Genomic DNA, 12,909 nt, shown 5'->3' with positions numbered 1-12,909 from the left:
CGACACCCTGGACGATCCGATCCGATCCAATCGAATCAGTGCGTGCGCCTGCGTCGGGGCTGGGCCACGACGGCGACCGCCACCGCCAGCAGGAGCGCGACGACGCTCAGGATCCCGGCGGCCGTGTTCCTGAAGGAGGACGCGACGCCGGCCTGCAGCGTGCCTGTCGCCTCGTCCGCCTGTACGGGTTCGTCCGGCTGGATGACGGCGGCCTCCGACGATGTCCTCGTGGCGGCGGGCGACGCCGGGGTGTCCGGGGTCCGGACGACGGAGCGTCCGCCGGCAGCAGGGGCAGGGTCGGCGATGCGCGGCAGGGTGCGTTGCGCGGGAATGCCCACACCTGCCTCCAGTGCTTCCGCGGGCACCACGCCGCGGGCAGGGGTCCTGGCACTCCCGTCCGCCGTGGGCGCCGTACCGGGCACCTCGCCGGTCGGGGCGCTCGGTCCGGAGAGCGGCGTGGTCGCCTCCGGGGTGGTCTGCACCGGGGCTGAGGTCTCCGGGCCTGGTCCCGGATCCGTTCCCGGGGTCGTCTCGACCGGCGGGGACTCGACGGTCCCGGTCGGAGGGTCTGCGGTCTCGAGGGGAGGCCCGCCAGTCTCGACGGGAGGCACGACCACCGGGGCAGTGGGAACCGCAGGGACCACGGGCTGGTCGGAGGGCGGTTGCTCGACGACGGTCGGTGGCACCGGGGTGGGCATCGTGGTGGCGACGGCCGCTGGTGCCGACAGCATCAGGCCGGAGCTGATCGCCAGTGTAGTGAGGACGAGAGAGGCACGCATGGCGGGGTCTTTTCGGGTGGGACGAGACAAGTCGTTCGGGTGGGACGAGACGAGGGGTACGCGACTGCGCGGAACGCTGCCGGCCACCCCGTTCATGGTACGCCGCTCCCGGGCCGAAGCCCACCCGCTGGCGGCTGTGTCGGGCCTACTCGTGACCGGCCGTGGTCCGGTCACCGCTCGTCCGCCCGGACGACCGTGCGGGGGGCTGGAAGACCACGAAGCGGTAGGCGAAGTACCGGAAGAGATTACCCAGGAGGACCCCCACCACGTTGCCGGAGATGTTGTCCGCGAGCGCGCTGGTCAGTCCGAGGACGTAGTGCGAGACGAAGAGGCATCCCGCGGCGATCCCGAGTCCCACGAGATTCGTCAGCCCGAAGAGGACGGCTTCCTGGCGCTTGGAACGCCCGCCCAGCTCCCGGAAGGTGAAGTATCTGCTGCCGAGCCACGAGACCCCTGTCGCGGCAGCGACCGAGATGATCTTCGACAGGATGGGCGCGACGCCGAATCCCGAGGACAGGATGTTGAACAGGATGATGTCCACCACGAAGGCCACGGTTCCGACTGCGGTGAAGGATCCGAGCCTCCTCAGCACACCCCGCACGAACCGGCTCCTTCATCGTCGACACCGCAGTCTATTCCTCCGGTCATCCAGGCAACCAATCATCCCGGTCAGCGGGTACTGATGCCCCGATCACGCCACGACGCGCCGGAGAAGGGCGCGCACGTCGGGCGGCGAAGGGTGACTCCTCCGCCCGGATCGGGGACCATTGGTCCATGGACCGCGCTGGCGAAGCCTCCATGACACCCGCATCCCCGTCGGCCGTGCCGCCGTCCGGTGCGCGGACGTTCGCCCAGATCCTGGTGAACACCGCCGTCGCGAACGTGACCACGAGCTTCCTGTGGTTCGCGCTGACGTTCTGGGTCTACCTCGAGACGCTCTCCGTGCTCGCGACCGGCATCATCGGTGGTGCCTACATGCTGTTCGTGGCCGTCTTCTCCCTCGCGTTCGGGACCGTCGTCGACCGTACTCGCAAGCACCGCGTCATGGTGCTCGCCGGCGCCGTCACCCTCGTCTCCTTCGGCATCGGCGGCGGCCTGTACCTCATGTTCCCCGAGGCGGCGCTCCTCGACCTCGGCGCGCCGTGGTTCTGGCTGTTCAGCGGCATCATCCTCTTCGGGGCGGTGGTCGAGAACATGCGCAACATCGCGCTGTCGACCACCGTCACGCTGCTCATCCCCACCGAGCGCCATGCCCACGCGAACGGCCTGGTCGGTACGGTGCAGGGACTCGCCTTCCTGGTGACGAGCGTGTTCAGCGGGCTGTCCGTCGGGCTGCTCGGCATGGGGTGGACGCTGGCGATCGCGATCGTGCTCCCTGCGGCGGCCCTGGCGCACCTGCTCTTCCTGCGGATCCCCGAGCAGCAGCCACAGCGGGGCGCCGGGAAGCAGCCACTCGTCGATCTGCGCGGCAGCGTGGCGGCGGTGCGCGCAGCCACCGGGTTGTTCGCGCTGGTCGTCTTCTCCACCTTCAACAACCTCATCGGCGGCGTCTACATGGCACTCATGGACCCCTACGGCCTCGAGCTCTTCCCGGTCGAGTGGTGGGGCGTGGTGCTCGGGGTCTCCTCGACCGGGTTCATCATCGGCGGTCTGGTGATCGCGAGGTTCGGGCTGGGGCGCAACCCCATCCGCACCATGCTGCTCCTGGTCGTCCTCATGGGGGTGCTCGGGGCGCTCTTCACGATCCGCGACTGGTGGTGGCTCTACGCCGCAGGCGTCTGGCTGTACATGCTGCTGATCCCCGCGGTCGAGGCGTCGGAGCAGACGGTGATCCAGAAGGTCGTGCCGTTCGCCACGCAGGGCCGGGTCTTCGGCTTCGCGGCGGCCTTCGAATCGGCGGCGGCCCCGATCTCCGCCTTCCTCATCGCACCGCTCGCCGAGTTCCTGATCATCCCGTACATGAACTCGGAGGCCGGCCGCGGCACGTTCGGCGGTCTGCTGGGCGACGGCGAGGCGCGTGGCATCGCCCTCGTGTTCGTCATCGCCGGGGCCGTCCTGGTGCTCCTCGCCGGAGCCGCGTTCCTGACGAGGTCGTACCGCCTGATCTCGGCGCAGTACCTGGCCCCGGCGGGACACCATCCGGCGGTGTCCTGACTCCGAAGACCACCCGTCAGGGCCGCACGGCGGTCCGCACCCGAGCACGAAAGGTCCAGCATGCCCTTCCTCAGCATCCCGTCCGATTCCCCGACCGGCGCCGTCGAACTCCACTACGAGGACTACGGCACCGGCCGGCCGGTGGTCCTGATCCACGGCTGGCCGCTCAGCGCTCGCTCGTGGGAGGGGCAGGTGCCCGCGCTCGTCGAGGCCGGCTACCGTGTCATCAGCTACGACCGCCGCGGCTTCGGTGCGTCGGCGCAGCCCTGGTCCGGGTACGACTACGACACCTTCGCCGCAGATCTGCACGCCCTGCTGGAGGAGCTCGATCTCCAGGACGCCGTCCTGGTCGGCTTCTCGATGGGTGGCGGCGAGCTCGCCCGGTACGTGGGCACCTACGGCGAGGAGCGGATCGGCAAGCTCGTCTTCGCCAGCGCCGTTCCGCCGTACCTCTGGAAGTCCGAGGACAACCCCGACGGCGGCGTGGACCAGGAGCTGGCGGACTGGTTCACCACGGGCCTCACGGAGGACCGTCCGGCGTTCCTCGCCGAGTTCCTCGGGATGTTCTTCACGGCCGGCAAGCAGACCCTGCTGAACAAGCCGCTGGTGAGCCGGGGAGCAGATCGCGTACAACCTCTCCATCGCGCTCGCCGCCTCGCCGAAGGGGACGCTCGACTCCACCACGGCGTTCGCGACGACGGACTTCCGGGACGATCTGACGAGGATCACCGTCCCGACGCTCGTCATCCACGGCGACTCCGACACGATCGTCCCCTTCGAAGTCAGTGGCAAGCGCACGGGCGAGGCCATCCCGACGAGCGAGACGGTGCTCATCGAGGCCGCCCCGCACGGTGTCACCGTGTCCCACCGCGAGGAGTGGAACAGGCACCTGCTGGAGTTCCTGGCGAAGTAGCCTCCACGGGGCAGTCCCCACGTGAACGCGGAAGGCCGCTCTCCTCGGGAGGGCGGCCTTCTGCATTCCCGATGCGACGTGCTCAGGTGTCAGTGCTCGGGTGTCAGTGCTCTTGTGTCAGGGGGTGATGAGGGTGGAGGCCCCGGCGGTCGCCGCCTGGTAGCGGGCCTGGACATCGGCCCAGTTCACCAGGTTCCACCACGCCTTGACGTAGTCGGGCTTCACGTTCACGTAGTCCAGGTAGAAGGCGTGCTCCCACATGTCGAGCATCAGCAGCGGGATGGTGCCCACGGGCACGTTGCCCTGCTGGTCGTAGAGCTGCTCGATCACCAGGTTCTTCCCCAGCGGCTCGTACGCCAGGACCGCCCAGCCCGAGCCCTGCAGCGACGTCGCCGCGGCCGTGAAGTGCGCCCGGAACGCGTCGAAGGACCCGAACGCCCCGTCCAGGGCGGAGGCGAGCTCACCGTCGGGCTTGTCGCCGCCCTCGGGGGACATGTTCTTCCAGAAGATGCTGTGGTTGATCACCCCGCCCACATGGAACGCCAGGTCCTTGGAGAGCTTGGGGATGGTCGCGAACTGGCCCTGCTCGCGGGCCTCGGCGAGCTGGGCGAGGGCGTCATTGGCGCCCTTGACGTAGGTGGCCTGGTGCTTGGAGTGGTGCAGTTCCATGATCCGGCCCGAGATGTGCGGCTCCAGGGCCGCGTAGTCGTAGTCCAGATCCGGCAGTACGTACTCGCTCATGCAATCCTCCTGATTGGTGTTCGGTTCCTTCAGCCCAGCAGCGACTGGTCTCCCAGCCGATGATAGGCGCGATTGTGGTAGACGAGCGGTGCGACGTCGTTGTGCGCCCCCGGCTCGATGGACAGCACTTCGGCCGCGAGGATCATCGACCCACCCACCGGCATGCGGTGCAGGATGCGGCAGCGCAGGGCCCACGGCGCATCCACCAGCAGCGGTTCGCCCGAGGCCAGGGGGCGCCACTCAACGGCCCCCGAGAAACGGTCGGCCCCGCGGGTGGCGAAGAGCTTCGCGATGTCGAGCTGGTCCGCGCCGAGCAGATGCACCACGATTGTCTCGGACTCCACGAGGGCCGCTGCGGACGCCGATGCCGTCGACACGGAGAAGGCCAGTACGGGCGGGTCCGCCGAGACCGAGGAGACCGACGACGCCGTCAGGCCCACGGGCCCCCTGGCGCCCTGCGCCGTGATGACCGCGATCCCTGCAGGATGCGCCCGGAAGGCGTCCTTGAAGAGCTCGGCGGTGGGGGCGGCGTGGCCCGGGGATGCTGTCATGTGATTCACCGTAGAACCTGAACATTGGTTGAGGTCAAATCGGGTGGTCGGGGTCCAGAAGGGTCGCGGTCCCGTCGCGACGGGCGGCGGCGTCGTCCGGATTGACGAAGCTGCACATGGACAGCGACAGGCAGCCGCACCCGATACAGCCGCCCAGGCGATCCCGCAGGTGCTCCAGCTGGGAGATGCGCTGCGCGATCTCCTGCTGCCACGCAGCGGACATCCGCTGCCAGTCCTGCTGGTCCGGAACGCCGTCCCGGGGCAGCTCGGCGAAGGCTTCGGCGACGGTGGAGAGCGGGATCCCGGCCCGCTGGGCGGCGCGGATCACGGCGACCCGGCGCAGGATCGAGCGGTCGTAGCGGCGCTGGTTGCCAGTGGTGCGCCGGCTCCGGATGAGGCCCTGGCGCTCGTAGAAGCGCAGGGCGGAGACGGCGACGCCGCTGCGCGCGGCCAGCTGCCCCACGGACAGATCCTGCTCGTTCGGCACTGCATTCCTTCCTGCCGTTACCCGGCGCTCCGGCGTCGTCCTGCCAGCGTAGCGGCGGCCGGGACGGAGTGGTCCTGCCCCCATCGATGCCCGGGCGCCTTCTCCTTCGCGTCGACTCCCACGGGAGCCGACGCAGTTCAGGCAGGAGTCCGGTCGCCGAGGTCGAGCACGCGGTCGGCCCGGTGCCGGGTGGCCTCGACGAGTGCGGCATTCGGATCGTCCACGCGTCGCACCCAGGCCTCGGCCTCCCGGGGCTCCTTGCCGAACCTGATGTGGCGGTCGATGAGTCTGCGCCGTCGAACGGCCGGATCCACGTCGAGGAACCAGACCTCGTCGAGCCGGCTCCGGGCCTCCCGCCACCCCGGCGCGTCGAGGAGCAGGTAGTTGCCCTCCGTGACGAGCAGGGTCGCCGACGCCGGGATGGGCAACGCGTTGGCGAGGGGCTGTTCGAGCTCGCGTTCGAAGGCCGGCGCGTACACGGTCTCGGCCGGCCTGCTCCGCAGCCGGGTGAGGAGGGTCGCGTAGCCGTGGGCATCGAAGGTTTCCGGTGCCCCTTTCCGGTCCAGGAGACCGAGGCAGGTCAGCGCCCGGTCCGCCAGGTGGAAGCCGTCCAGCGGCACCAGGGCATGGGCCACCGGGTCGAGGGCCGCGATCATCCCGGCAACGGTCGATTTCTCGGCGCCGGGTGCTCCGACGAGACCGAGCACGACCCGTTCGTTCGGCGCGGGCCGGGGGAGGAGGTGATGAAGATCGTGGATGGTGCGGATCCGTACGGTCTCCACGGGGCCTCCTTCGGCCGGATGGCCGACATCGTTCGGACGGGGTTCAAGCAGGGTACGTCACGCCGCTGCGCCGGATACCCGCGCTCATCCTGCGTAGGGTCGGAGGATGCAGCCCGAGACGATCATCGCCCTCCGCCGCCGGTTCCACGCCCACGCCGAGCCGGGATTCCTCGAATACCGCACCGCCTCCGTCGTCCTCGCCGAGCTCAGGAGCATGGGGGTCCGGGCCACCACCGGCGCCGCCGCCATCGCGGTCGACCGGATCGCGGTGCCGCCCACCCGCGTCGAGATGGATACGTGGGGAGCACGAGCCGTGGACGCCGGGACCCCGCCCGACGACGTCGCCTACTTCCAGGAGCACGGCACCGCGATCATCGCCGAGCTCGAGGGAAACAGGCCCGGCCCCACGTGGGGCCTGCGGGTGGACATCGATGCCCTTCCCGTCGACGAGGAGACCGGTGACGGGCACGCCCCGGCGGCAGGCGGCTTCCGGTCCACCACGGGCTACATGCACGCGTGCGGCCACGACGGCCACGCCGCGATCGGTCTCGCACTGGCCGAGCGATTGCGCGACGGCGACTTCCCCGGCACGGTGCGCATCATGTTCCAGCCCGCCGAGGAGGGGGTCCGCGGGGCGCAGCCCATGATCGACGCGGGTGTGACGCGCGGGGTCGACCGGATGCTCGCCGTCCACCTCGGCGGCGACCTGCCGACGGGGGCCGTGGTCGGCGGGGTCACGGACGCGATGGCGACCACCAAGTGGACCGCTCGTTTCGAGGGCGAGGCGGCGCACGCTGCCGCGGCACCGGAGAAGGGCCGCCATGCGCTCGCCGCCGCTGCCCAGGCCACGCTCGCGATCCTCGGGCTGACCCGGTTCGCCGAGGCGGACACCCGCGTCAATGTGGGCACGTTCCACGCCGACGGCAGCGCCAACATCATTCCGGCGCTCGCCACCATCACCTATGAGACCCGGTCGACGTCGAACGCCGTCCTCGAGGACCTGAACCTGCGTGCGGAGAACGCCGTGCAGGGGGCCGCGCGGATGTACGGGGTGGAGGCCTCGACCACGGTGTACGGCCGCGCCGCGGTGTCCCAGCCGGACGAGGCGCTGCTCGCCGAGGTGGCGCGCGCGGCGGGGGATGTTGCGGCGATCTCCGAGTTCACGCCCAGCGGACCCTCCGGCGGCGGCAGTGATGACGCGCACCTGCTCATCCGCGAGGTGCAGGAAGCGGGCGGACTGGGCACCTACATCTTCGTCGGCGCCTCGAACCCGGCCCCGCACCACCACCGCCGCTTCGACGTGGACGAGGACGCGCTGGTCATCGCGGTCGATCTGCTCGAGGGTCTGTTCCGCGGCTGACCGGTTCCTCGGGCCGTGGCGGTCCCGCCTGCGGAACCGGTCGGTTCACAGACGCGGATCGACGACGGTCACCCCACCCACCGACCGGTCACCCGCCATCGCGACGAGGGCGTCCGGGACGGCGGAGAGGGGGATGGTCCGCTCGATCAGATCCTGGGGACGCAGCCGGCCCTCGCCGATCAGGTCCAGCAGGCCGGGATAGTCCCGGGCGGGCATGCCGTGGCTGCCGAGGACGGTGAGCTCACCGCTGATCACCGCGCCCATGGGCACCACCGGGTCCGCGGGGAAGAGCCCGATCTGCACATGGCGCCCGCGCGGGCGCAGGGACAGGATGCCCAGGGCGGCGGTCTGCTCGCGTCCCAGCGCGTCGACGGAGACGTCGATACCCGACGGCACTGCGGCGCGCACGGCGTGCACCGCCTCCTCCACCGACAGGCCGGCGGAATCCACGGTGTGGACGGCCCCGAAACGGCGCGCACGCTCCAGTGCGGCGTCGTCCACGTCCACCGCGATCATTTGCGCGCCGAGGGCCACGCCGATCATGACGGCGCTGAGCCCCACGCCTCCGCACCCCACCACCAGGAGGGACTGGCCGGCCTCCAGCCGCGCCTGGTGGACCAGGCCGCGGTACGACGTCGCGAACCGGCAGCCCAGCAGGGCGGCGGCGCCGGCGTCGAGGGAGGCGGGGACCGCGATCAGGTTCGTGTCGGCGTCGTGCAGCGCCACCTGCTCGGCGAAGGACCCCCAGTGGGTGAAGCCCGGCTGCGTCTGGTTCCTGCAGACCTGGCCGTTGCCCGCGGCGCACTCGGGACAGCGTCCGCACGCGCAGATGAACGGGGTGGTCACGCGGTCCCCGGGGCCGAACCTCCGGACCTCCTGACCCACCGCGGTGATGGTGCCGACGAGCTCGTGGCCGGGGACGTGCGGCAGGGCGATGCCGTCGTCGTGCCCCAGCCAGCCGTGCACATCGCTGCGGCACAGGCCCGTCGCCTCGACGCGGACCACGACGCCGCGGGGCGTCGGAACGGGGTCCGGGACGTCGCGGAGGACGGGGCGTTCGGTGAAGCGGTCGAACCACACAGCGCGCATCAGGCCACTCTAGTCAGGGGCGGAGCCTGCGGCGCTCCCTCCGCCCCGTCACGGTGTCGGTGGTCAGGCTGAGGGCCAGTGCCACGCCCAGCAGGACGATCAGGACGAAGGGGAGGACCCCCAGACCCACGGAGTCGAGCAGGATCCCGCCGAACAGGGCGCCGCTGGCGATGCCGATGTTGAAGGCCGTGGTCTGCAGCGCTGCGGAGAGATCGCGGATGCGGTGCGAGGCCGTGCGCATCATCCTCGTCTGCAGCATGGCCGGGATCGCCCCGAAGGCGGCACCCCACACGGTCACCGCCAGCAGCACCACCGCGGTGTTCGACGGGGCGAGCGCGAGCGTCAGGACCGCCACCATGACCAGCAGCAGCACGGCCACGAACGCCTTGCGCGGGAAGCGGTCGGTGGCATAGCCGGCGATGATCAGGCCGATGATGCCCGCTCCGCCGTAGAGGAAGAGGACCAGCGCGATCCCCTCCGGGGCGAAGGTGGAGATCTCCGTGAGCCACGGGGCTATGTAGGTGTAGAAGAGATTCTGCCCGGTGAGGACGATCAGGATCACCGCGCAGAGCAGCAGCACGGCCCTCATGCTCGGATCCCGGCGCGCCGGGACCCGTTCCTCGCCCGCCGCACGCTCCACACGGTGCTCCACCGGGGGCAGGAACTTCACGATCACGAGGGCGAGGACGAGGACGACGACGCCGATGATGGTGAACGCCGCACGCCAGCCCAGTGCATTGCCGATCGCCGTCCCCACGGGTACGCCCAGCACGAACGCCGCCGTCCCGCCCCCTGCGGTGATGGCCACCGCCTTGCCCAGCTGGTGTGCCGGGACGAGGTGCGCGGCGTACGCGGCGACCACGGCCCAGAACAGACCGTGCGCCAACCCGCCCAGGATGCGCGCTGCCACCAGGACGCCGTACGTCGGTGCGATCGCCGCCAGGACATTGGCCACCGCGATCACCAGGAGCACGACGACGATCAGCGACTTGCGGGAGAAGCGCTGGGTCACCGCGGCCAACGGCGTGGTCGCGACGACGACGGTCCCCGCGAAGATGGTCACGAGGTAGCCCGCGGTCGACAGCCCCACCCCGAGATCGCGCGCCATGGCCGGCAGGAGTCCCGTGGGCAGGAACTCGCTGGTCACGGAGACGAAGATGGCACCGGCCAGCGAGAGCAGACCGAGGTACGGGAAGGGTGCGGCGGCGGACACCGTCGGAGGCGAAGCAGACAAGGAACACCCATCGGAGAACGTGGCAGTGATCCCCCGGCTGCACCATCGAGAGCCGAGGCGTACTGGGACCAAGCGTAGGGGGCGGCAGGAGGATCAGCAGCGTCGTGTGCCGCCCGATGCGACCGGGGAGAGGCTCCTCGAAGCCCGGCACACGGGACGGTCACCGGATTACTCTGGTGACGATCCCCCTGTTGACCCTCGGAAGGCGGTCCCGGCCCTGGACATCGATCTGCTCCTCACCCTGTTCGCGGGAACCATCCTCCTGCTCTCGCTCTTCTCCTCCACGCTGCAGCGCATCAGTCTCCCCGGGCCGGTGCTGGCGCTCACCACGGGCGTGCTCCTCGGCCCGGCCGTGCTCGGCGTCGTGCGCATCGAGGATCTCGGTGTACCGACGGGCGAACTGCTGGAGCAGGCGGCGCGGATCACGCTCGCCGTCGGCCTCGCGGGCGTGGCCCTCCGGTTGCCGCACGGCTACTGGCGACGGAACCGCCGCTGGGTCGTCGCGAGCATCGTCCTCGGCATGCCCGTCATGTGGGCGGTCTCCACGGGTGTCCTCTGGGCGCTGCTGGGTGTGCCGTTCCTCGTGGCCCTGACACTCGGGGCGATCATCACGCCCACGGACCCCGTGGTCTCCACCCCGATCGTCACCGGTTCCCTCGCCGAGGCGAAGATCCCGCGGCGTGTGCGGTACGACATCTCCTCGGAGAGCGGGCTCAACGACGGGCTCGGGTACCTCTTCGTCCTCCTGCCGGTCCTCCTCCTGACCTCGCCGGAGACGGCGGGTCGGGATCTGCTGGTCTCCGTGCTGCTCCGGGAGGTGCTCGGCGCCGCCCTGTTCGGAGCGCTTGCGGGATACCTCCTGGCCAGGATCTTCGTCCTCGCGAAGAACAGGGGCCTGATGGAGGACAACTCCTACCTGGGCTTCCTCCTGCCCTTCGCCCTCCTGCTGCTCGGCGCGGGCAAGTTGCTGGGGACCGACGCCGTCCTCGCCGTCTTCGTCGCAGCAGCGGTGTTCGGCCAGGTCATCCCGCAGCGGGACGAGGACCAGGAGGACGCGGTGGAGGACGTGGTGAACAGGTTCTTCCTGCTGCCGGTCTTCATCCTGCTCGGCCTCGCCCTGCCGTTCGACGCGTGGGCGACGCTCGGGTGGAGTGCCCCCGCGGTGGTCCTCGCGGCGCTCCTCCTCCGCCGGGCCGTGGATCTCCTGGTCCTGCGCCCACTCCTGCGGCGGGTACACAGCGTGCCCGAGACCGTGTTCCTCGGCTGGTTCGGCCCCGTCGGCATCTCTGCGCTCTTCTACGCGACCCTTGCCGAGCGGATGACCGGCAACCACGACCTGTTCGTCTACACGACCCTGGCCATCACGCTCTCCGTGGTGATCCACGGTCTGTCCACCGCCCCTGCCAGCGAGTGGCTGCGCCGCCGCGAGGCGTCCATGACGTCGTGACCGAACCGTAGGCGCACCGCCACGCCCTTGCTAGGCTCGACGCACCAACGGGACTCCGAGGGGGCACACAGTGGCTGATCCTGGAAGTACGGGCGTCGACGAGCTCGAGAAACCGAGATGGCGGCTGGTGGGGCCGGGGTTGCTCGCCGCAGCCACCGGCGTCGGCGCGGGTGATCTCGTGGCCACGCTGATCGCGGGGAGCCGCTACGGCTACGCCCTCCTGTGGGCGGCGGTGATCGGCTGTGTCCTCAAGATCATCCTGGTGGAGGGCGTGGGCCGCTGGTACCTCGCTACGGGTAAGACGATCTTCCAGGGCTGGCGGACACTCGGGGCCTGGACCAGCTGGTACTTCGGCCCGTACGTCATCATCTGGGGCTTCGTGTACGGAGCGACGGCCATGAGTTCCACGGCCCTGCCCCTGCAGGCCCTTTTCCCGGCCGTCCCCCTGAACGTGTTCGCCGTCGCCTCTGGCCTGATCGGTCTGACGCTGGTGTGGTTCGGCCGGTACGGGCTCTTCGAGAAGGTCATGACCGTGATGGTCGGCATCATGTTCGTCTCCGTGGTCGGCTCGGCCGTCCTCGCGCTGCCGAACATCCCCTCGATGCTCACCGGCCTGGTGCCCACCCTGCCCGCCGAATCGGTCTTCTACGTCCTGGGACTGGCCGGCGGGGTGGGCGGCACCATCACGCTCGCCGCCTACGGGTACTGGCTGCGGGAGAAGGGCTGGAACAGGCCGAAGTGGATGAAGGTCATGCGGGTGGACAACTCGGTGGCGTACACCATGACCGGCATCTTCGTGATCTGCATGCTCATCCTCGGCGCGGAACTGCTCTACACCGCGAACATCTCGCTCCAGAGCGGGGACCGCGGGCTCCTCGACATGGGGGCAGTGCTCGAGGACCGCTACGGCGTGGTGTGGGCCAAGGTGTTCCTCGTCGGGTTCTGGGCGTCGTCGTTCTCCTCGCTCCTGGGGGTGTGGCACGGCGTCAGCCTCATGTTCGCCGACTTCTGGGCCAACTTCCGTAAGAAGGCGGACGATCTCTCCGACGACGACGCCCCCGGATCGCACAGCAGGCCCGCCCGCGCCTACATGCTCTGGCTGACCATCCCGCCCATGCTGCTGCTCCTGCTCGGGCGGCCGTTCTTCCTGATCCTGCTCTACGGGGTGCTCGGGTCGCTGTTCATGCCCTTCCTCGCCATCACGCTGCTGGTACTGCTCAACAGCTCGCGCCTGGCACAGCAGTGGCGGAACAGGTGGCTCTCCAACGTGTTCCTCGTCATCACCACCGTGGTGTTCCTCGTGCTCGGACTGAACGAGCTGGTTAAGGCCGTCACCGGGGGCTGACCATCGAGCCACCCCCGTGCCAGACTG

Annotated in this window: 13 protein-coding genes; 5 read left to right on the top strand and 8 right to left on the bottom strand. The window is 70.0% G+C overall.

Going from position 1 to position 12,909, the window contains the following annotated elements; all coding sequences use genetic code 11:
* Positions 1–35 precede the first annotated feature (35 nt).
* The gene (locus Q0747_RS03450; protein ID WP_298251867.1) at positions 36–779 is read right to left on the bottom strand and encodes a hypothetical protein; all 744 of its coding nucleotides are present in this window, start codon (positions 777–779) and stop codon (positions 36–38) included.
* A gap of 145 nt (positions 780–924) precedes the next feature.
* Positions 925–1,380, bottom strand: coding sequence for a GtrA family protein (locus tag Q0747_RS03445; RefSeq protein ID WP_298251866.1), 456 nt, complete (start codon positions 1,378–1,380; stop codon positions 925–927).
* Positions 1,381–1,577: 197 nt separating this feature from the next.
* On the opposite strand from Q0747_RS03445, the gene Q0747_RS03440 reads away from it, so the two are divergent.
* A complete protein-coding gene (locus Q0747_RS03440; protein ID WP_298251865.1) occupies positions 1,578–2,933 on the top strand; it encodes an MFS transporter in 1,356 nt (451 codons plus the stop codon).
* 60 nt (positions 2,934–2,993) lie between these two features.
* Positions 2,994–3,974 (top strand): alpha/beta fold hydrolase, encoded by a 981-nt coding sequence (locus Q0747_RS03435; RefSeq protein ID WP_298251864.1) that lies wholly within the window; start codon positions 2,994–2,996, stop codon positions 3,972–3,974.
* Here the strand turns inward: Q0747_RS03435 and Q0747_RS03430 are convergent.
* The 4 genes from Q0747_RS03430 to Q0747_RS03415 all read right to left on the bottom strand — a co-directional run bounded on the left by Q0747_RS03430 (position 3,964) and on the right by Q0747_RS03415 (position 6,407).
* Positions 3,964–4,587 carry a superoxide dismutase gene (locus Q0747_RS03430; RefSeq protein ID WP_298251863.1) on the bottom strand — a complete coding sequence of 208 codons (624 nt, stop codon included), beginning with the start codon at positions 4,585–4,587 and terminating at the stop codon, positions 3,964–3,966. The two genes, Q0747_RS03435 and Q0747_RS03430, sit on opposite strands and share 11 nt — an antisense overlap.
* Positions 4,588–4,616: 29 nt before the next feature.
* Complete coding sequence (locus tag Q0747_RS03425) at positions 4,617–5,138, bottom strand: flavin reductase family protein (RefSeq protein WP_298251862.1); 522 nt, start codon at positions 5,136–5,138, stop codon at positions 4,617–4,619.
* A gap of 34 nt (positions 5,139–5,172) precedes the next feature.
* Positions 5,173–5,625: a redox-sensitive transcriptional activator SoxR gene (gene soxR / locus Q0747_RS03420; RefSeq protein WP_298251861.1), complete on the bottom strand. Its 453-nt coding sequence runs from the start codon at positions 5,623–5,625 to the stop codon at positions 5,173–5,175.
* 137 nt (positions 5,626–5,762) lie between these two features.
* Complete coding sequence (locus Q0747_RS03415; RefSeq protein ID WP_298251860.1) at positions 5,763–6,407, bottom strand: nucleoside/nucleotide kinase family protein; 645 nt, start codon at positions 6,405–6,407, stop codon at positions 5,763–5,765.
* A gap of 106 nt (positions 6,408–6,513) precedes the next feature.
* Between Q0747_RS03415 and Q0747_RS03410 the strand changes: the two genes are divergently transcribed.
* A complete protein-coding gene (locus Q0747_RS03410) occupies positions 6,514–7,767 on the top strand; it encodes an amidohydrolase (RefSeq protein ID WP_298251859.1) in 1,254 nt (417 codons plus the stop codon).
* A gap of 45 nt (positions 7,768–7,812) precedes the next feature.
* On the opposite strand, the gene Q0747_RS03405 is transcribed toward Q0747_RS03410, so the two are convergent.
* Together Q0747_RS03405 and Q0747_RS03400 are read right to left on the bottom strand one after the other, a co-directional pair.
* Positions 7,813–8,856: a zinc-dependent alcohol dehydrogenase family protein gene (locus Q0747_RS03405; protein WP_298251858.1), complete on the bottom strand. Its 1,044-nt coding sequence runs from the start codon at positions 8,854–8,856 to the stop codon at positions 7,813–7,815.
* A 13-nt stretch (positions 8,857–8,869) separates the two neighbouring features.
* On the bottom strand, positions 8,870–10,090 hold the full coding sequence (locus tag Q0747_RS03400) for an MFS transporter (RefSeq protein WP_298251857.1): 1,221 nt from the start codon (positions 10,088–10,090) through the stop codon (positions 8,870–8,872).
* 106 nt (positions 10,091–10,196) lie between these two features.
* Between Q0747_RS03400 and Q0747_RS03395 the strand changes: the two genes are divergently transcribed.
* Positions 10,197–11,537, top strand: a complete 1,341-nt coding sequence (locus Q0747_RS03395) for a cation:proton antiporter (protein ID WP_298251856.1) — start codon at positions 10,197–10,199, stop codon at positions 11,535–11,537.
* A 70-nt stretch (positions 11,538–11,607) separates the two neighbouring features.
* The gene (locus Q0747_RS03390) at positions 11,608–12,882 is read left to right on the top strand and encodes an Nramp family divalent metal transporter (protein WP_298251855.1); all 1,275 of its coding nucleotides are present in this window, start codon (positions 11,608–11,610) and stop codon (positions 12,880–12,882) included.
* Positions 12,883–12,909 lie beyond the last annotated feature (27 nt).

This window comes from uncultured Arthrobacter sp. (assembly GCF_947493765.1).
GTDB lineage: Bacteria > Actinomycetota > Actinomycetes > Actinomycetales > Micrococcaceae > Arthrobacter_D.
This window is presented reverse-complemented; position numbering and strand designations above follow the sequence as displayed.